Source organism: Dactylosporangium darangshiense, assembly GCF_039537565.1.
Taxonomy (GTDB): Bacteria; Actinomycetota; Actinomycetes; order Mycobacteriales; family Micromonosporaceae; genus Dactylosporangium; species Dactylosporangium darangshiense.
In genome coordinates this window covers 89,396-106,727 of sequence record NZ_BAABAT010000008.1, presented here as the reverse complement: position 1 = coordinate 106,727, position 17,332 = coordinate 89,396, and the positions used below count along the sequence as shown (strand labels likewise).

At 74.6% G+C, this 17,332-nt stretch carries 16 protein-coding genes and 1 pseudogene; 8 read left to right on the top strand and 9 right to left on the bottom strand.

Annotated features, from left to right (window positions below; genetic code table 11):
* Window positions 1-5: 5 nt before the first annotated feature.
* On the bottom strand, window positions 6-4,325 hold the full coding sequence (locus ABD901_RS17490; protein WP_345127961.1) for an Hsp70 family protein: 4,320 nt from the start codon (window positions 4,323-4,325) through the stop codon (window positions 6-8).
* Window positions 4,326-4,437: 112 nt separating this feature from the next.
* Between ABD901_RS17490 and ABD901_RS17485 the strand changes: the two genes are divergently transcribed.
* The 4 genes from ABD901_RS17485 (at window position 4,438) to ABD901_RS17470 (ending at window position 8,033) form a co-directional block, all read left to right on the top strand.
* The gene (locus tag ABD901_RS17485) at window positions 4,438-4,650 is read left to right on the top strand and encodes a PspC domain-containing protein (RefSeq protein WP_345127959.1); all 213 of its coding nucleotides are present in this window, start codon (window positions 4,438-4,440) and stop codon (window positions 4,648-4,650) included.
* Between the two features lie 14 nt (window positions 4,651-4,664).
* Complete coding sequence (locus ABD901_RS17480) at window positions 4,665-4,967, top strand: nucleoside triphosphate pyrophosphohydrolase family protein (protein ID WP_345127957.1); 303 nt, start codon at window positions 4,665-4,667, stop codon at window positions 4,965-4,967.
* A 36-nt stretch (window positions 4,968-5,003) separates the two neighbouring features.
* Complete coding sequence (locus ABD901_RS17475) at window positions 5,004-5,810, top strand: YunG family protein (protein ID WP_345127956.1); 807 nt, start codon at window positions 5,004-5,006, stop codon at window positions 5,808-5,810.
* 72 nt (window positions 5,811-5,882) lie between these two features.
* Window positions 5,883-8,033, top strand: a complete 2,151-nt coding sequence (locus ABD901_RS17470) for a DNA polymerase domain-containing protein (RefSeq protein ID WP_345127953.1) — start codon at window positions 5,883-5,885, stop codon at window positions 8,031-8,033.
* Window positions 8,034-8,104: 71 nt separating this feature from the next.
* Here the strand turns inward: ABD901_RS17470 and ABD901_RS17465 are convergent, their stop codons facing one another.
* The 7 genes from ABD901_RS17465 to ABD901_RS17435 all read right to left on the bottom strand — a co-directional run bounded on the left by ABD901_RS17465 (window position 8,105) and on the right by ABD901_RS17435 (window position 13,386).
* Entirely contained in the window at window positions 8,105-8,659 is a 555-nt protein-coding gene (locus ABD901_RS17465; RefSeq protein ID WP_345127951.1) for a GNAT family N-acetyltransferase, read from the bottom strand.
* 59 nt (window positions 8,660-8,718) lie between these two features.
* The gene (locus tag ABD901_RS17460; RefSeq protein WP_345127949.1) at window positions 8,719-8,997 is read right to left on the bottom strand and encodes a GlsB/YeaQ/YmgE family stress response membrane protein; all 279 of its coding nucleotides are present in this window, start codon (window positions 8,995-8,997) and stop codon (window positions 8,719-8,721) included.
* Between the two features lie 74 nt (window positions 8,998-9,071).
* Window positions 9,072-10,169 (bottom strand): ARPP-2 domain-containing protein, encoded by a 1,098-nt coding sequence (locus ABD901_RS17455; RefSeq protein WP_345127948.1) that lies wholly within the window; start codon window positions 10,167-10,169, stop codon window positions 9,072-9,074.
* Window positions 10,166-11,569, bottom strand: coding sequence for a hypothetical protein (locus ABD901_RS17450; protein WP_345127947.1), 1,404 nt, complete (start codon window positions 11,567-11,569; stop codon window positions 10,166-10,168). Before ABD901_RS17450 ends, ABD901_RS17455 begins: the two co-directional genes overlap by 4 nt.
* 151 nt (window positions 11,570-11,720) lie before the next feature.
* Window positions 11,721-12,452 carry a class I SAM-dependent methyltransferase gene (locus tag ABD901_RS17445; RefSeq protein WP_345127946.1) on the bottom strand — a complete coding sequence of 244 codons (732 nt, stop codon included), beginning with the start codon at window positions 12,450-12,452 and terminating at the stop codon, window positions 11,721-11,723.
* Window positions 12,452-12,697, bottom strand: coding sequence for an SCO4848 family membrane protein (locus ABD901_RS17440; protein WP_345128201.1), 246 nt, complete (start codon window positions 12,695-12,697; stop codon window positions 12,452-12,454). The genes ABD901_RS17445 and ABD901_RS17440 overlap by 1 nt, the downstream gene beginning before the upstream one ends.
* A 20-nt stretch (window positions 12,698-12,717) precedes the next feature.
* Window positions 12,718-13,386, bottom strand: a complete 669-nt coding sequence (locus ABD901_RS17435; protein ID WP_345127945.1) for a maleylpyruvate isomerase N-terminal domain-containing protein — start codon at window positions 13,384-13,386, stop codon at window positions 12,718-12,720.
* Here ABD901_RS17435 and ABD901_RS17430 point away from each other — a divergent pair.
* The 3 genes and pseudogenes from ABD901_RS17430 to ABD901_RS17420 all read left to right on the top strand — a co-directional run bounded on the left by ABD901_RS17430 (window position 13,385) and on the right by ABD901_RS17420 (window position 14,372).
* Entirely contained in the window at window positions 13,385-13,507 is a 123-nt protein-coding gene (locus tag ABD901_RS17430) for a hypothetical protein (protein ID WP_345127944.1), read from the top strand. The two genes, ABD901_RS17435 and ABD901_RS17430, sit on opposite strands and share 2 nt — an antisense overlap.
* Before the next feature lie 150 nt (window positions 13,508-13,657).
* Window positions 13,658-13,828, top strand: a pseudogene (locus tag ABD901_RS17425) (protein kinase domain-containing protein); the annotation flags it as partial.
* A gap of 124 nt (window positions 13,829-13,952) precedes the next feature.
* On the top strand, window positions 13,953-14,372 hold the full coding sequence (locus tag ABD901_RS17420) for a hypothetical protein (RefSeq protein WP_345127943.1): 420 nt from the start codon (window positions 13,953-13,955) through the stop codon (window positions 14,370-14,372).
* Here the strand turns inward: ABD901_RS17420 and ABD901_RS17415 are convergent.
* Window positions 14,336-15,112, bottom strand: coding sequence for an FHA domain-containing protein (locus tag ABD901_RS17415; protein WP_345127942.1), 777 nt, complete (start codon window positions 15,110-15,112; stop codon window positions 14,336-14,338). The two genes, ABD901_RS17420 and ABD901_RS17415, sit on opposite strands and share 37 nt — an antisense overlap.
* A 221-nt stretch (window positions 15,113-15,333) precedes the next feature.
* Here ABD901_RS17415 and ABD901_RS17410 point away from each other — a divergent pair, with 221 nt between their 5' ends.
* On the top strand, window positions 15,334-17,250 hold the full coding sequence (locus tag ABD901_RS17410) for a discoidin domain-containing protein (protein WP_345127940.1): 1,917 nt from the start codon (window positions 15,334-15,336) through the stop codon (window positions 17,248-17,250).
* The last annotated feature ends 82 nt before the right edge of the window (window positions 17,251-17,332 follow it).

Sequence of the window (17,332 nt, the reverse complement as noted above, 5' to 3'; positions counted from 1 at the left end):
GAAGGTCAGCGGCGGGTACCCGGAATGGCGTCGGCGGTGACCGCATAGACGGGGCCGCCGTCGTGCGCGGCGGCGATGGTGAGCACGCCGACGACCTCGCCGAGGTCGTTGACGAGCGGGCCGCCGGAGGCCGCGGCGGCCAGCGGCAGGCCGGTGCGCAGGACCCGCAGGTCCTGCTCGGCGAAGGTCTCGAGGCCGTCGACGACGCCGCTGACGACCGTGCCGCCGGCGTCGGCGGCCCAGACGCGGTCGCCGACGCGGACCAGGCCGGGTTGGCCGACCCGCAGGCCGTCGAGGGCCGGGCCGCGCAGCAGTACCACGTCCGCGGCGCCGGCGGCGGGCTCGATCGTCTCGACGGGCGCGCCGGCCGCGGTCAGGGCCGATGGGGCGGCGTCGCCGAGCCACTGGCGGTTGGTGACGACGCCGAGGTCCTGCACGGCGAAGCCGCGCCGGGTGGTCCGCGTCCCGTCTGGGTGCGTGCGGGTGACGTCGGTGAGCACACGGTGTACCAATGCCGGAAGCTCTGCCTCGGCGGGCACGGTGATGCCGAGCAGGGACGCGTTGGCGCGCAAGGCCGCGGCGTAGCCCTCGGCGTCGTGGCGGGCGGCGAGGCCGGCGAGGAGGCGGCGCGCGTCGTCGGGGTCGCTCAGCGGGCCGGCGGGGTCGGTGTTGTCGGCCGCGGCGGTGGCGGCGCGCACGAACGCCGCGTTCCAGGCGGCGACCCGGGCCAGCAGGTCGCGCAGGCGTTGCAGGCCGGCGCGCAGCTCGCGGGCGAGGTGGCGGCCCTCGGCGAGCGCCGCGGCGGGATCGGCGCCGGGGTCGCGGGCCAGGTGGGTGCGGGTGTTGGCGGCGAGGTCGGCCAGAGGCGCGGTGGCGTCGGTGAGCTGCCGGCCGACGTCCTCGGCGTCGGCATACGCGGCCTCGATCACCCGCGCGCTGGCGGGATCGGCGGCGCCGGCGCCGGGGCGGTGCACGCCCATGCGGGTGCGCAGCTCGCCCCAGCTCGCGCGGGCGTCCTCGGCGGCGGTGCCGGCCTCGTCCAGCAGGCCGGTGAGGTCCTCGCGCAGCTCGTGGACGTCCTGCTGCAGCCGGCGGCGGCGGGCCATGTCGTCGATCTCGCCGGGCGAGAGCACGGTGCTGTCGGTGATGCGGATCGAGCGGGACCGGCCGCTGGCGAGATCCTGCGCGGTCACCTCGAGCACGCAGCTGGCGTCGATGGCGAACGTGACCTCGATCTGCGGCACGCCGTGCGGCGCGGCCGGGATGTCGCCGAGGCGGAACTGGCCGACCTTCGCGGCGGCGTCCAGGCTGCCGTTGTAGATCTCGATGTCGACGGCGGTCTGGTCGTCGGAGCGGGTCGTGTACGTGTCGCGGGCCTGCGTGGGAATGCGCGCGTTCGCGGGGATGAGCTCGGAGAAGACCGGGTTGTCGGCGTCGTCCACGACGCGCAGGCCGAGCGCGAGCGGGGTCACGTCCAGCAGCAGTACCTCGGACAGCTTGCCCGACAGCACCGCCGCCTGCAGCGCCGCGCCGGTCGCGACCGCCGTGCGCGGGTCGGGCACCGGGGTGCGGGCCAGCCCGAACGCCTCCTCCACGACGCCGCGCACCAGCGGCGAGAGCATCGGCCCGCCGACGAGGACGAGATGGTCGGGTGCGCCGGGCAGCGCGCGGCGGAACTCCTCGCACGTGCGCCGCAGCGCGGCGAGGGGCTCGGCGAGCAGCTCGGCGAGGCGTGCGGCGCCGAGCTCGAGGCGGGCGTCGCGGCCGCCGGCGAGGTCGCGCAGGACATACTCGGCGTCGCGCTGGGCGGACAGGGCGACCTTGAGGTACTCGGCGGCGACCTCCAGGCGGCGGCGCGCCGTGCCGGTCTCGGGCACCTCGATGCCCTGATTTCGCAGTTGTACCGCAAGAGCCCGGCTGATGACCGCGTCGAAGTCCTTGCCGCCGTAGGCGGTGTCGCCCGCGACCTGCTGGACGTCGTACACGCCCTCGTCGACGTCGAGGCAGCTCACGTCGAGCGTGCCGGCGCCGAGGTCGACCACGACGATCCGCCCGGCGAGGCGGCGCTCCCGGGCCGCGGTCATGCACGCGGCGGTCGGCTCATGGATGAGCCGGACGAGGTCGAGGCCGGCGATGCGGCAGGCGTCGCGGGTGGCGCGCTTGGCGTTGTTGAGGAAGTACGCCGGGATCGTCACCAGCACCCGCGGCCGTTCGATGCGCAGGTCGTGGTGGCGTTCGGTCCAGGACAGCCAGTCGTCCTCGACGTCGCCGAGCTCGGCGCGGGCCAGGTCGGCGACGCGCTCGCGGACCCGTTCGGCGAGGTAGGTCTCGACGAGGCCGCGGCCGTGCCCGATGAGCCGGGCGGCGATCTCCTCGGCGCGGTACTCGCGGCTGCGGACCCGGTAGCGGGTGCCGGTGCCCATGCGCCGCTTCGCCGCCTGGATGTGCCCGGCGAGCCAGCCCGCGAACACCTCCTCGCCGGTGAGCCCGACGAGCTCGTTGCCGTCCTTGTCGAGGCTGAGCGTCGAGGGGTACTGCGGGCGGCCCTTCCACGGGCACAGGACCGCCTTGCCGGTCCCGGAGTCGTAGATCGCGGCCGCGCAGGTGGTGGTGCCCAGGTCGAGGGCCCAGATGCCAGCGAAGCGCGCGTCGGTCTCGAAGCGGGCCTGCGCCACCCACGCCTGGACGCGCTGCTCGAACGCGCGGCGGCGCCCGGCGCCGAGGCGGTCCAGGGCGGCGGCGGCCTCCTCGCGCGGGCCGGCGTCCAGCGCCGGGTCGTGCTGCAGCCGGCGCAGCTCCTCCGCCGCCCGCGCGCGGGCGTCCTCGCCGCCGCGCTCGAGCGCCTGCAGGCACAGCCGGGCCAACTCGTCGACGGCGCCGGCCCGGCGCAGCCAGGCGCCCAGCCGCGGGTCCGCGAGGGCCTCGTCGCCGAGCGCCTCGATGAGGCACGCCGCGGCGGAGGCGGGGTCGCCGGCCCGCTCGAACAGCTCGGCGGCGCGTTCGGGGCGGCCCTCGCCGCGGTACAGGCGGGCGGCGCCGATCGGGTCGCCGCCGGCCTCGCGGGCCTCGGCGCGGGCCTCGACGCTGGCCGCGCTGCCGTCGTCGCGCAGCACCCGGTCGGCGTCGCCGAAGCGGCCCGCGAGCCGGAACAGCCGGTGCGCGCGGTAGACGTCGCCACCAAGCTCAGCCTGTACCGCGGCCTCACCAGGCTCGCCGGCCTCCTCCTCGAAGCGGCTCCAGGCGGCGTGGTCGCCGGCGGCGCGGTGGTGGCGGCGCCCGTCGACGAGGACCGCGGCCCGGCGGGTGCCGGCGTCGGCCAGCCGCTCGGCGACCGCGTCGGTGGCCGGGTCGGCGCGGCCCAGGTGCGCCTCGACGGTGCGCACCAGGCGGATCGCGTCGGCGTGGCGGCCCTGCTCGACGAGCGCGTCGACGTCCGGCAGGCACAGCCCGGCGAGCCGCGCGAGGCGGTCGGGCCGCCCGGCGGGGCAGCCGGCCAGCGCCTCCAGGGGCCGGCCGAGCGCCTCGAGGCACTCGCTGGCCAGGTCGTCGCGCCCGGCCGCGCGGAACTCGGCGAGGGCGGCCTCGTGGTCGCGGGCGATGAGCAGCAGCTCGCCGAGGCGTTGATGCAGCGGTGGTACCGCATCCGGCCGCGCCTGCGCCGCCAGCTCCAGCCCGGCGCGCACGTCGGCGGGGCGGGACGAGGCCAGGCAGCACTCGATGGCGCGGGCGCGCCGGTCCGGGGAGTCGGCGAGGCGGACGGCTTCGGCGCCATGGCCGAGGATGCGGTACACCTCGAAGTGCTCCGGCAGCTGCGGCTCCGGGATCTCCCGCAGGAAGGCGCGCCACAGGTGGGCGTGGTCGTCGAGCGGCCGGCGGGCGGTGTGCGCGTGCAGCGCGGCGGCGAGGGCGTCGCGGTCCAGCAGCCCGGCTGCCCGCCAGCGGCGCAGCCAGGTCACCAGCGCGTCGGCGTCGCCGGCCGGGCCGACGATCGGCAGGAGCCGGTCGCGGGCGGCGCGCTGCGGCCCCGGCAGCCCGGCGCGGACGGCGACGGCGAAGACGACCTCGAGCGCGTCGGCGTCGTCGCGGGCGGCGTGCTCGAGCAGCCAGGGCTCGTCGGGGGCGCGGAACGGGTACCGCGGCGCGGGCACCCGGGCGTCGTAGTCGCGCACGAGCCCGCGCGCGAGGGCCGGGTCGGCGGGCAGGGCGAGGCGCACGGCGTCGCGGTAGGCCGCGGCGGCCCGCTCATCGTCGTCCCTGGCGAACAGGGAGGGCAGCGCATCGACGGCCTTGCGCAGGCGACGCTGCCCGCCGGGCAACCAATCCATGCCGGTGATGTTATTGGCCGGTCTCAGGGGTGGGCCAGGGCCGTTCCCTGATGCCGCTCGGGCGGTCCGGCGCCGATGCTGGAAGGGACCACTCGAGAGAAGGAGAAAGACGATGGACTCCGTGCACGGCTCGATGCGCCGGCAGGGTCTGGTCCGGCCGGTGCACGGCCGGGTCCTCGGCGGCGTCTGCGCGGGCCTGGGCCAGCGCTTCGGCCTCGACCCGTGGCTCGCGCGGCTGCTGTTCGTGCTCGCGCTGCTGGTGATCCCGGGCAGCCAGATCCTCGTGTACCCGATCCTGTGGATCGTCATGCCGTCCGAGGTGTGACTACCCTTGCCCGGGTGGAAGATCAACAGTTCGGCCCGGCCGGCCCCTACGAGATCGGCTCCGACCTCTGGCCCGGCCTGGCCAAGCTCGCCGAGGAGGCCGGCGAGCTGATCCAGATCCTGGCCAAGCTCGTCGGCGCCTCCGGCCGCGACCGCTACTACGACGGCACCAACCTGCGCGAGCGCCTGGTCGAGGAGTGCGGCGACCTCACCGCCGCCATCGCGTTCTTCACCGAGACGAACGGCCTGGGCGCCGAGGTCGACGCCCGGGCCCGCCAGAAGCTCGCGCTGTTCCGGCACTGGCATGAGCAGGGATGATCCGTTTTTGTCGTACCCCTGGGGCATGATGCGCGCATGCTGCTCCCCCTGTTGCTGCGCTCCTGGGGCCCCGACACCTGCGATCCGACCGACCTGGCGGACTGGCACCCCGGCAACCCCGCCCGCGGCCAGTGCGGCACGACCGCGCTGGTCGTGCGCGAGGTCCTCGGCGGCGACCTGATCCACGGCCGCGTCACCGCCGGCGGCGAGCCCGCGGGCCACCACTACTGGAACCGGCTCCCCGACGGCTCCGAGCTCGACCTGACCCGCGACCAGTTCCGCCCCGGCGAGCTGGTCGTCGGCGGCGTGCGCGTCCACGTCCCCGAGGGCCCGCCCAGCCGCCTGCGCGGCCAGCACGCCCTGCTGCGCCATCGCGTCCTGACCGCCCTCGGCCGCCTCCCGGTTCCCTCCGGCCCGCCCCTGCGCCTGGCCCTGGCGCTGCTGGTCGACCCCGGCGGCGCGGTCCTGCTGCGGCGCCGCTCCCCCGTGGCGCCGTTCGAGCCTTCGCAGTGGGCCCTGCCCGCCGCGAAGATCTGCGGCGACTCCCCGGTCGAGGAGGCCGCACGCCGCGCCCTGGCGGAGGAGGCCGCGGTGGAGTTCACGGGCCGGCTGCACCCGCACTGGCACGGCACCCTGCCCGACGTGACGGGCCGCGCGTCCGGCGTCGAGGTCACGATCCTGGCGGGCCGCTACGACCTCGGCGACGCCGGCATCGTCGCCGACGACCTGGCGGCCACGGACCTGGCCCCTACTGCGGCGGTGGCGTTGCAGGGGCTGATCCGGACCAGCCGCGAGAGCCCCGTCCGCGCCGAGACCACGTCCCGCCGGTCGGCTCCGGCATGACCGCACCCACGCTCCGCCCGCGCCCACCACCGCGCCCGCGCGTGCGCCCGACACGACGACGGTAGGCCGGCCATGCCCGGGACCAGCCACGCGCGGGACCGTGCTCGCGTGCGCCCGACACGACGACGGCACGCCGGCCACGCGCGGGACCGGCCACGCCCGCCACCGCGCTCGCGGGTGCGCCCGACACGACGACGACAGGCTGGCCACGCCCGGGACCAGCCACGCGCGGGAAAGACCACACGCGCGGGACCGACCACGCCCGGGACCGCGCTCGCGTGCGCCCGACACGACGACGGCACGCCGGCCACGCGCGGAGCCGGCCACGCCCGGGGACCGGCCTCGCGGCGACAGACGTCGGCCCCGCACGGCTCAGCCCCGCGGCAGACGGGCCACGCCCGCGGCCGCCCTCACGCCCGCTGCCGTGGCCGTCATCTTCTCCACGCCCATGTGGTGGTGCACGCCGCGGGTGGTTGCTGCCGCAGGTGGCTGACGCGAGCGAGTGCAATCACGCCCGCCGCGCGTCGGTCAGGTCATGCCGCCCCGTCACCGCTGAGGTCGTCACGACGTCGCTCTGGTGTCCGGCGCCGAAGCCGGGGCGGCGCTGGACGCACCCCGGCCGGTTTGGGTGAGCACCGAGAACCTGTTCGTCGTTGGGTGAGCCGCCGAGGGGTTGAGGGGGTGTGGGTGGAGCGAACCTCCCCCACCGCGAGCGCAGCGAGCCGAGGAAAAGCGCGGGAGACTGGAGAGGTGGGCGAATCTCAACGGCGGTTTGTCGTGCAGTTGCACCGGGCGCGGCGGGTGCACTACGACTTCCGGGTCGAGATCGACGGGGTGCTCGTGAGCTGGGCCGTGCCCAAAGGGCCCTCGCTCGATCCCAAGGTTCGGCGGGCCGCGTTCCACGTCGAGGACCATCCGCTCGAGTACGTCGCGTTCGAAGGGGTCATTCCCACGGGGACGTACGGGGGCGGGGACGTCATCGTGTGGGACACCGGAGGATGGGTGCCCTACAAGGACCCGGACCCTGCGGCGGCCGTCGCGCAGGGCGAGCTGCACATGGAGCTGCACGGGGAGAAGCTGCGCGGGAAGTTCGTCATCGTGCGCACCCGCGGGGACGAGTGGCTGCTCATGCACAAGCGGGACGAGCATGCCGTCGACGGGTGGGATGCCGGCACTCTGCCGCTGTCGGTCCTCAGCGGGCGATCCAGCGATGAGGTGCGCGACGATCCGGAGTACGAGTGGCGCTCCGACCTTCCCGCGCAGCGCGCGGCCGTGCCGCTCAAAGCCACCGTCGACGGGGACGAGGTCGCGCGGCTGGAGGGGCTCGGCGAGGCGGGGACGTGGCACGTGTTCGGGCGGCACGTGCGCGTCACCAACCTGAACAAGGAGCTGTTCCCCGGACGCGACGGGGAGGCCGGCGTCACGAAGCGGGAGATTCTGCGGTACACCCTGCAGATAGCGCCGACCGTGCTGCCCTATCTGGCCGGGCGGGCCCTCAACCTGCACCGGTTCCCGAGCGGGACGCAGGCGAAAGGGTTCTGGCAGAAGGCGTTGCCGGGGCACGCGCCCGAATGGTTGCCGCGGTGGCGGGAGCCGGAGTCGGGGACCGAGTACCTCGTCGTGTCGGAGGCGGCGGCGCTCGTCTGGGCGGTGAACTTCGCCGGGCTGGAGTGGCACCCGTGGACGTCGCGGACCGAGCAGCCGGACCGGCCCACGTACGCGCTCGTCGACCTCGACCCGGGTGCCGACACGCGATGGGAGGACCTGCTCGTGCTCGCGCGGCTGCACCGGACCGCGTTCGAGCACCTCGGGGTCACCGCGCGGGCCAAGGTGACCGGGCGGCGCGGCATCCAGATCTGGGTGCCGGTCGCGGGCGGGCCCACGTTCGCCGAGACCCGGGCTTGGGTGCAGCAGCTGTCGCGGTCCGTCGGCGCCGTCGTGCCCGACCTGGTCAGCTGGGCGTGGGAGCGGGCCGAGCGCGGCGGGCTCGCCCGGCTGGACTTCACGCAGAACGCGGTCAACCGCACGCTCGTCGCGCCCTACAGTCCCCGGCCGGCGCCCGGCGCGCCCGTCTCGGCGCCGATCGACTGGGACGAGCTCGACGACCCGGCGCTGCGGCCGGACGGGTTCACCATCCGCACCATCGGCGCCCGGCTCGCCGAGCGGGGCGACCTGTTCGCCGACGTCCTGCACCGCCCGCAGCGGCTGCCACCGCTGCAATAGAAACCAGCGTGCTGGAACAACGACCGACGCGCTGCACCATGCGCAGCGGCTGCCGCCGCTGCGGTAAGGGCTCAGTCGGGGTCGGTGCGCAGCTTCGCGTGCAGGTGCTCGTCCTGGCGGGTGCCGTCGCCGTAGGTGTAGGCCTCCCGCAGTACACCTTCCAAAGCGAAACCGGCCGCCTGAGCGACCCGGCAGGAGGGTGGGTTCGCGACCGCGTGGGCGAGCTCGATGCGGTGCAGGCCGGCCACGTCGAAGGCGAAGCGGGAGGCGGCGCGGACCGCCCGGCCGGCGATGCCGCGGCCGCGGGCGGCGGGGACCGTCCAGTAGCCGACGATGCCGTTGCCCTGTGCGGCGTCGACGCGGATCGAGACCGAGCCGAGCAGCGGGCCGTTCGGCGCGGCGACCGCCCAGGACAGGCGGATGCCGGTCGACCAGTCGGCGCGGTCGCGGATCCAGGCCAGGGCGTTGTCCCGCGGGTCGTCGGCGTACGACGGCGGCGGGTTCCACAGGCGCAGCTGCGGGTCGGCGAAGGCGGCGCGCACCGCGTCCAGGTCGGTCTCGTCGGGGGCGCGCAGCACCAGGTCGCCGAGGTCGATCAGGGCGGGGATGGATGGCACGTCCGGCACGCCCGAACTGTACAGAAAAACGGGGGTCCCCGGCCGGGGACCCCCACTCGCGACGAGTGCTACAACGCGCGGCGGCCGCGGCCGCTCAGGCCGGCGACCAGGGCCACGCCGACGGCCGCCAGCAGCACCTGGACCAGCAGCTCGCCCCAGTCGACACCCGGGGTGTCGGTGGAGATGCCGATCGCGTTGGCCAGGACCGTGCCCAGCAGTGCGGCGATGACGCCGACGACCATGGTGACCAGGATCGACATGCTCTGCCGGCCGGGAACCACCAGCCGACCGAGCGCACCGACGATCAGACCGACGATGAGCGCCGTGATGATTCCGGTGACGGTCACTTGACTCCTCCTCCAGAAAGGGCTGCTTGTCCGTTCGAGGAATTGATGCCCCTGCCGGAGGAAACCCAAACACCTCACCGCGAGACGGCGGCGCGCAGGAGGTAGCCGAATCCGGCCCGCTCGAGGCGCACGACCAGGCCCGCGCGGTCCGTGCCGAGGGCGGCGGCCGTCGCGTCGAGGTTCCACTCGTGCGCGGCCAGGACCGACAGCAGATGGCCGCGGCGGGCCTGTGCGGCGGAGAGCCGGAACGTCTTGAGGTACGCGACCGTGCCCGACTCATCGACGATGGACTCGCCGATGTGGTTGTCCAGCGCGGGGTCGAACGGCGGCAGGAACCGGCCGAGGGTGAATCGGCCCATGCGGTACACCGGACGGCTCGGCATCGCCCGCAGCGTGAGCATGACGTCGTCGTGGAAGCGCACCCACTCCCCGCGCACCCGCTCGACCTCGGCCCGCAGGTCGGCGAACGAGTGCACGCGGGCGGCGTCCAGCGGCTGGGCGAAGCCGGGCACCTCCGGGTAGAGCTGGGTGTACAGGTACAGCAGTTCGCCGTAGAAGTCGCGCAGCAGCGTCGGGTGCAGGGCGCGGTAGTCGTCGGGGTGCGGGACCACGAAGACACTGGCGAGGGCGTCGGCGAGGTAGAGCGCCAGCCCGCACTGCCCGGGATGGATCTCGAAGATGCGCAGCGCGTCGTCGAGGCCCTGGACCTGCGCGCCGCGGTAGGACTCCTCGACGCGCGGGGACAGCCCGCGCGTCACGGCCTCGCGGGTCCACTCCTGCCAGGCGATCGGCGGGCCGTCGAACTGCAGGTCGAGGAAGCCCTCCATCGCCAGGTGCAACGGCAGGAACCGCAGCCGGCCGCGGTCCTCGCGGCGGGCCATGCGGCGGCGGAAGCGCAGCCCGGCGACGCGCGGCAGGCCGCCGTCGCGCGGGTCGAGCAGCTGGGTGCCGTACGCGGCGGCGGGCGTGCCGTCGGACGTCCAGGTGGCCACGAACGCGTGCGGCACGAAGGCGATGTAGGCCTCGCGGGGCGTCAGCTCCACAATGGACAGCTCGTCGTCGTGCAGCCGGGCGTGCAGGCGCAGGTCCGCGATCGGCTCGTCGCGCAGCAGCGGCACCAGGCGGGCGGCGCCCCAGGTCTGGGCCGGGCCCGTCCGCAGGCCGGGGATCATCGCAGGAAGCCTTCCACTCGCTCGGACAGGTGGGCGCGCAGCTCGGCGAAGGTCGCCGTGCCGGTGGCGAAGCGGGCCAGCTCCACCAGCGCGGCGGCGTCCTCGGCGTCGCGCACGCCGACGCTCGCCACGATCGGCGAGAGCCGGCGCACGTCGAAGGCGTCGCCGTCGTACACCGGGTTGAGGTGCACCACCGAGGTGCGCCCGTCGGGGTCGAGCCGCTGCCGCCACACCCGCAGCACCTCGGCGGCCTGGCCGGGCGGTGCGTTGTCCCAGCCGTCGGAGACCACGACGACGCGCTCGGGGCGCAGCTCCAGGGCGTCGAGCAGCCGCTCGCCCAGCGGCGTGGCCCCGGCCGGGTGCACCAGCAGCGGGTCGCCCGCGTGGTTGAGCCACAGTGGACGGTACCGCGCGCCGAGCTCGGCCAGCAGGTAGTGCGTGGCGAGGGCGACGGCGAGCGGCCGGCGGCGCTTCACCGCCGAGCCCGACGAGGAGTAGCTGTCGTCCAGCACGGCGACGACGTCGCCCCACGTGCCGGCCCGGCGGCCCGCGGCGCGGCGGGCGGCGGCGCGCAGGGCGGCGGTGAGCTCCTCGCGGCGGCGGGCCCGCTCCGGGCGGGGCAGCGACAGCGCGAACAGGGCGAGCCGGGTCAGCGGCTGCCGGTCGAGGGCGACATCGACCTTACCGCCCCCGGCGCGCTGCAGGCGCAGCCGCTCCAGCTCGGTCAGGCGCGGCGCGATGCTGCGCAGGAACTCGGCGCGGCCGATGTCGCGGCGGCGGGTGGAGGCCAGGCCCTCGGCGACGGTGTACGGCAGCTCGAACAGCGCGTCCTTCTCGTAGTGCGCGCGCCGCCACGACTCCAGGATCGGGGTCTCGTAGCGCTTCGGGCGCTTCCAGACGAACAGCACCGTGCCGACCTCGTCCGGCAGGCGCAGGTGCGCGTGCGCGGCCGCGGCAGCGAGGCCCCGGCGGTACTTCACGGCGTCGAAGGCGACGTCGGGCCGGGCGGCGACCCAGTCCCGCACGATCGCGCGGGTCCGGCGGTTGTTGACGCCCTCGGCGCGCAGGGTGCGCAGCAGGCGGTACACCCGCTGCGGCGCCATCGTCGCCAGCCGCGCGGCGATGAGGCGCCCCTCGAGGCGGCGCTGCGCCAGGGGCACCTCGCCCGACGTGCGCAGCAGGTTGAGCGCGACGGCGGCGGCGTTGTGCTCGTTGATGTCCAGTGCGAGGGTGGCGGCGTAGAGCTCGCGGTAGTTGGTGCGCACGTAGTCGTGCAGGAACGCCAGCGACAGCCGCTGCCCGTCGGCGCCCTCGTGGAACTCGCGCTGCCCGGTGGCGGTGACGGCGGCGTTGACGAACATGACGACGTCCTCGCACGCCACGAGCTCCGACAGGTCCACCGCCGCCCCTTCCTGCTGCCGCCCTTGGTAGAAGCCGGTCGGGGAGTTCGGCGTGCGAGCTGCGAAGCATCGCTTCAGAGGCGGGTTCCGGAAGTCGCGCGTGCAGTCCCGCGACCGGCCGGGTCAGCGTACGCCGCGCGCGCTCGGGCCGTCAGCCGGTTTTGCCGCCGTTGCGGAACAGCGCCGTCCACAGGAACTCCTCGCCGAAGCGGTCGGACTCGGGCGGCTCGGCGTTCATGCGGCGCATCGTGACGAGGGTGTACTCCGCGAAGGCGCGCACCAGCTCCCCGGACTCGAAGGCGAGGCCGCCCTCGAGCCGGCCCTGCTTGTACAGCTGCGCGTCGGGTGTGGTGCTGCCCATCGCGCCGGCGGCGAAGCAGGTCAGCCCGAAGTGCCCGCCGGGCGCGAGGACCCGGCGCAGCAGCTCGCGGTAGCTGATGCGCCGGTGCGGCGGCAGGTGGTGGAACAGGCCGGAGTCGTAGACGAGGTCGTACGGGCCGGTGAGGTCGGCGGTGAACACGTCCGCGCACAGGAACCGCACGCCGGCCCCGGCGGCGCGGGCCCGGTCGCGGCCCCAGGCGACGGCCGCCGGCGACAGGTCGACGGCGTCGACCTCGAAGCCACACCCGGCGAGGAAGACGGCGTTGCGGCCCGGCCCGCCGCCGATGTCCAGGGCGCGGCCGGGGCGGATCCAGCCGAGGTCGAGCCAGCCGGCGAGGTTCTCGTCGGGCTTGTCGGCGAAGAACGGCACCGGCCGGTCGCGGTCGGCGTAGAAGTCGTCCCACCAGTCGGCGGCGGCCGCGCTCCAGCGGTCCGCACCCGGCTCGAACAGCCCGTCGAGCAGCTTCAGCAGGTCCTCGACGTCGCGCACGACCCGGTCCATCAGCGCGCGCCGTCCCGGGTGGTGCGCGCGGCCCGCCAGCCGCGCACGCCGAGGACGGCGACGGCGGTGCCGATGGCGAGCGATACGGCGATGAGCACCGCGTGCACCCAGAAGAACCCGGTCGGCGCGCCGCCGGGCGCCCAGGCGCGGTCGTCGCGCCAGATGGCCAGCAGGAACCGGGGCCAGATGACCCAGTTCCACACGCCGACCGCGACCAGGAACGCCGACCACTTCCGCGACAACATCACAAGGGAAGTATGCCGGTTCAGCCCAGTTTCAGCCGCCGTACGCCGTGGCGGGCCAGCTGGGCCCGGCGGGCGTCGTCGAGCGGCTCGCGCCCGGTGGCCAGGCGCAGGAAGGTGAGCGCGTCCCAGCCGAGGTCGGCCAGTCGGGCGCCGGTGCCGGCCAGGTACAGCCCGGTGAGCAGGTCCGCGGCCGGCGGGGTCAGCCAGGGCTCGCGCCCGAGCGCGGCGGCCAGGTCGAGGCCGTGGATGCCGGCCTCGAGCACCCGGGTGACGAGGAAGTCCTCGAGCGTCATGGCGTCGCCGTGACGGGTGCGCACGACCCAGCCGGGCGCCTCCCGCCGGCAGCGGTCCACGGCGCCGGCGCGCACGCGCACGAGCTCGGCCGCGAGGCCCCGCCCGCCCAGTTCGGCGGCCCTGGCCTGCCCCAGGTCGATCCTTTCCGCGTTGGTACCGCTGGAGAAGCGCTCGTCCGCGCGGAAGTACCCGGCCGCGTCGATCTCGGCCCGCGGCGGCGCCGGCGCGTCCAGCATGCCGGTCACGCGCCCGACCCCGACGACGACGTGGCCGAACAGCTCCGCCGCGGTCCAGGGCGGGCAGGGGCTCGCCCGGCCCCACTCGCCGTCGCCGACGGTGAGCATCTCGGCGGCCAGCCGCTCGGTCTCGGCCGCGAACGCGTCCAGTGCTTCCATGATCGCCACGGTAGCGTCCTGCAAGCTTCCAGCTGCCGCCCGGCCCGCGGCCTGCCCGACCCTCGACGGCATGAGGAAATCACTGGTGGCGGCGGCCGCGCTGGCGGTCACCGGGTCGTGATCCCGGCCGCGCCGGCGTTTGCCGAGCCGGCGCAGGTGCCCTGCTCCCCCGGGTCGGGCGGCACCTGCAACCTTGCAGATTTCCGCGGCGGCATCTCGATCCGAAGATTCATACATGTGAATCTCGCGATTGCTTGTGAGCGCGGCGGCGATGCTCGCCGCGCTCCTGCCGGCCCCGCCGGCGACCATCGCGGCGGCCACGCCCGGCCTGTCCGCCCTGCACGCCGCCGGCTGGGTGCACGGCGACCTCAAGCCCGGCAACATCCTGCTCATGGCCGACGGCTCGGTCCGGCTCGCCGACTTCGGCCTCGCCGCCGAGCTCGACGGCTCGGCCGAGCGGGCCGAGCCGGGCCGGGCGCACGCACGCGTACCTGCCGCCGGGCGGCACCGCCGACTACCTGCCGCCGGAGCGGTGGGCCGAGGGGCTGCGCCCGGACGGGGTGGCGGTGCGCCAGACCGCCGACATCTGGGCCCTCGTCGCGGCGATCCTCAAGGCGGAGAGCGACTTCGACCCCGACCTCGCCGACCCGGCGCGCGACGAGTACGGCATCGCACGGTGGACGCCGGCGGTGCTGCAGTACTACCTGTCGACCCCGGCGCAGCGGGCCACCGTGCCGGTGCCGCCGTTCCCGCCGCAGATGTCGATCCCGCCGATCGGCGACTACCTGTGCCGCTTCGCGCCGCAGCTGCACGACGTGCCCGGCGACCCGCGGATCAACCTGGTCGCGGCCTGGCGCACCTCGGCCGACAAGGTGATCGAGGCGGGCGGCGTGCCGGACCGGCCGGCCCTGCACGAGTATATGCCGCGCCTGCTGGCCGCCCTGGACGCCTACTGCCCCCTGGCTCCGGCGGTGCGCGCCTCCTGACGCGCCGGGCAGTCGCCCGGCAGCAGCGCCAGGTGCTCCTCGCGCACCAGGTCGAACTGCAGGGCGAGCGACACGAGCGCGGCGCGCTGCCAGTCGGCCTTGTCGGCCCGGCCGTGCTCGTCGTCAGCCGCGGCCTTGACCCGCAGCTTGGTGCGGGCCAGGTAGTCGATGTGGAAGTTCACCGCCGAGCGGGACAGCCCGGCGCGGCCGCCGAGCCGGTCGAGGATCTCCGGCACGGTGCGGATCACCGGCGAGGACGGGTCGCGCAGCCGCGGCTCGCACAGCGCGACGAGGACCTTGAAGTACTTCGCGGTCTCGTCCAGCGGGAAGGCCACCCGGGTCGCGTCCGCCGAGCCGTCGGGCTGGGCGTGCCGGTCGGCGTACAGGTGCTGCGGCGCGAACACGTAGAACACCGCCGGGCGGTCGGCGCTGGGCACGACGACCCGGGCGAACTCGAACGGCACCGGCATGTCGAGCCGGCGCGGTGCGACCTTGACGAACTCGCCGCCGCCCTCCGGGTTGTCGATGACGTACGTGCTGCGGGCGCTCAGGTTGCTCATCAGCCAGTAGTCCTCGACCGCCGTGATGCGCCCGGCGAGGCGTGACACCGCCGTGTCGGGCAGGACCAGGTCGACCGGCGCGTCGGGGTGGCCGCGGCCGAAGAGGACGGCGGAGCCCGGCGCGACCTCGATGACGACCGGCGGATCATCGGCGCTCTGCACGACGATGCCCCTGTCCATGCGTCGATGGTAAGGCCCGGCCGAGCGCCGAGCGCTCCTGGAACCTTGCAGGGGGTCCTCGCGTCGGGGCGTGGAACTGATGGAACAGACGGGCTTTCCCGGTGTACTGAATGATCGATCTTCGGCTCTTGACAATCGCTCGTGACCAATGCTGTGCTGGGCAGCGCTCCGTTACATTTTCGTTTCATTTGTTACACTCCTAACCCGCAGGGAGCGATCCGATGCAACGTAGGGTGTTACGCCTGGTCGCGGTGGGCACCGCCGTGGGCCTGGGCCTGGCCGGGCTGCCGGCTTCGGCGCAGGCGAGCGCGGCGCCGTCGGCCCGTGTCTGGGTGACCACGATCGACCGCGCCGAGCTCATGCACGAGCGGGCCGCGGTGCCGTTCACGACGAACGCGAGCAACGGGGTGACGATCGCCGTCGATCCCAGCCGGACGTACCAGAGCATGGACGGCTTCGGCGCGTCGATCACCGACTCGTCGGCCAGCGTGCTCTACCGGCTCTCGCCGCAGCAGCGCGCCGAGGCGATGCGGGCGCTGTTCGACCCCGAGCGCGGCGCGGGCGTCTCGTTCCTGCGCCAGCCGATCGGCGCCTCGGACTTCACGGCGGAGGCCGTGCACTACACGTTCGACGACATGCCGCCCGGGCAGACCGACTACACGCTGTCGCACTTCAGCATCGAGCACGACCGGGCGCAGGTGCTGCCGCTGCTGCGCGAGGCGAAGCGGCTCAACCCGCAGCTGAAGGTCATGGCGACGCCGTGGAGCCCGCCGGCGTGGATGAAGACCAGCGACTCCCTCGCCAGCGGCGAACTCAAGGACGACCCGAAGGTCTACGCCGCCTACGCCGTCTACCTCACCCGCTTCGTACTCGCCTACACCGCGGCCGGCGTCCCGGTCGACTACCTCACCGTCCAGAACGAGCCGCAGAACCGCGACGCCGGCGGCGGGCCGGTCATGGGCCTCAACACCACGCAGGCGTCGAAGGTCATCGAGATCCTCGGGCCGCTGCTGCGCATCCTCAGCCCCCGCACGAAGATCCTCGGCTACGACCACAACTGGCAGACGCACCCCAACGACATCAAGAACACCCCGCCCGGCCAGGACCCGGAGGCCGACTACCCGTACAAGATGCTGTCCACGCCCGCCTCGCGCTGGTTGGCCGGAACGGCGTACCACTGCTACTACGGCGACCCGAGCGCGATGACCGCGCTGCACGATGCGTTCCCGGACAAGGGCATCTGGTTCACCGAGTGCTCCGGGTCGCACGGCGCCAACGACACCCCGGCGCAGTACTTCACCGACACCCTCAAGTGGCACGCCCGCACGATCACCGTCGGCACGACCCGCAACTGGGCCAAGTCCGCGGTGACGTGGAACATCGCGCTGGACTCGACCGGCGGCCCGCACCTGGGCGGCTGCGGCACCTGCACCGGCCTCGTCACCGTCCAGCCCGACGGCTCCTGGACCACGAACGCCGAGTACTACACGATCGGGCACCTGTCCCGCTTCGTGAAGCCCGGCGCGGTGCGCATCGCCAGTTCCAGCTTCGGCAACCCCGCCTGGAACGGCGAGGTCACCGACGTCGCCTTCCGCAACCCGGACGGCTCGACGGTCCTGGTGGCACACAACGAGAACGACGCGCCGCGGACCTTCACCGTCGCGGTCGGCGGCCACTCGTTCGACTACACCCTGCCCGGCGGCTCGCTCGCCACGTTCACCTGGCCCCGCAGCAAGGTCCTCGACGACGGCCTGCGCCTGCTGTCGCTGGCCGGCGCCACGGCGACCTCGTCGGTCGGTGCCGACGCCGGTCTCGCGGCCGACGAGGACGCCTCGACCCGCTGGTCCAGCGGCGCGGCGCAGGAGCCCGGGCAGTACCTGCAGGTCGACCTCGGCTCTGCGCGGACCTTCCGCCGGGTCGCGATCGACTCGGGCGCCAGCGTGGGCGACTATGCGCGCGGCTGGCAGCTCTCCACCAGTAGTGACGGCACCACCTGGCGGGTGATCGCCTCCGGCACCGGGGCGGGTCAACTGTCCAATGTGGATGTCGCCGCTACTCGTGCCCGGTATCTGCGGATCACTTCGACCGCGTCCGCCGGCAACTGGTGGAGCATCGCCGACATCCGTCTGTATTCGTAGGCTGTTTCATAGCTCGCTGCGCTCGCCCGGGGGAGCTCCGCTCCACCCGAACCCCCTCAACCCCGGCAGCGACGCGCCCGGA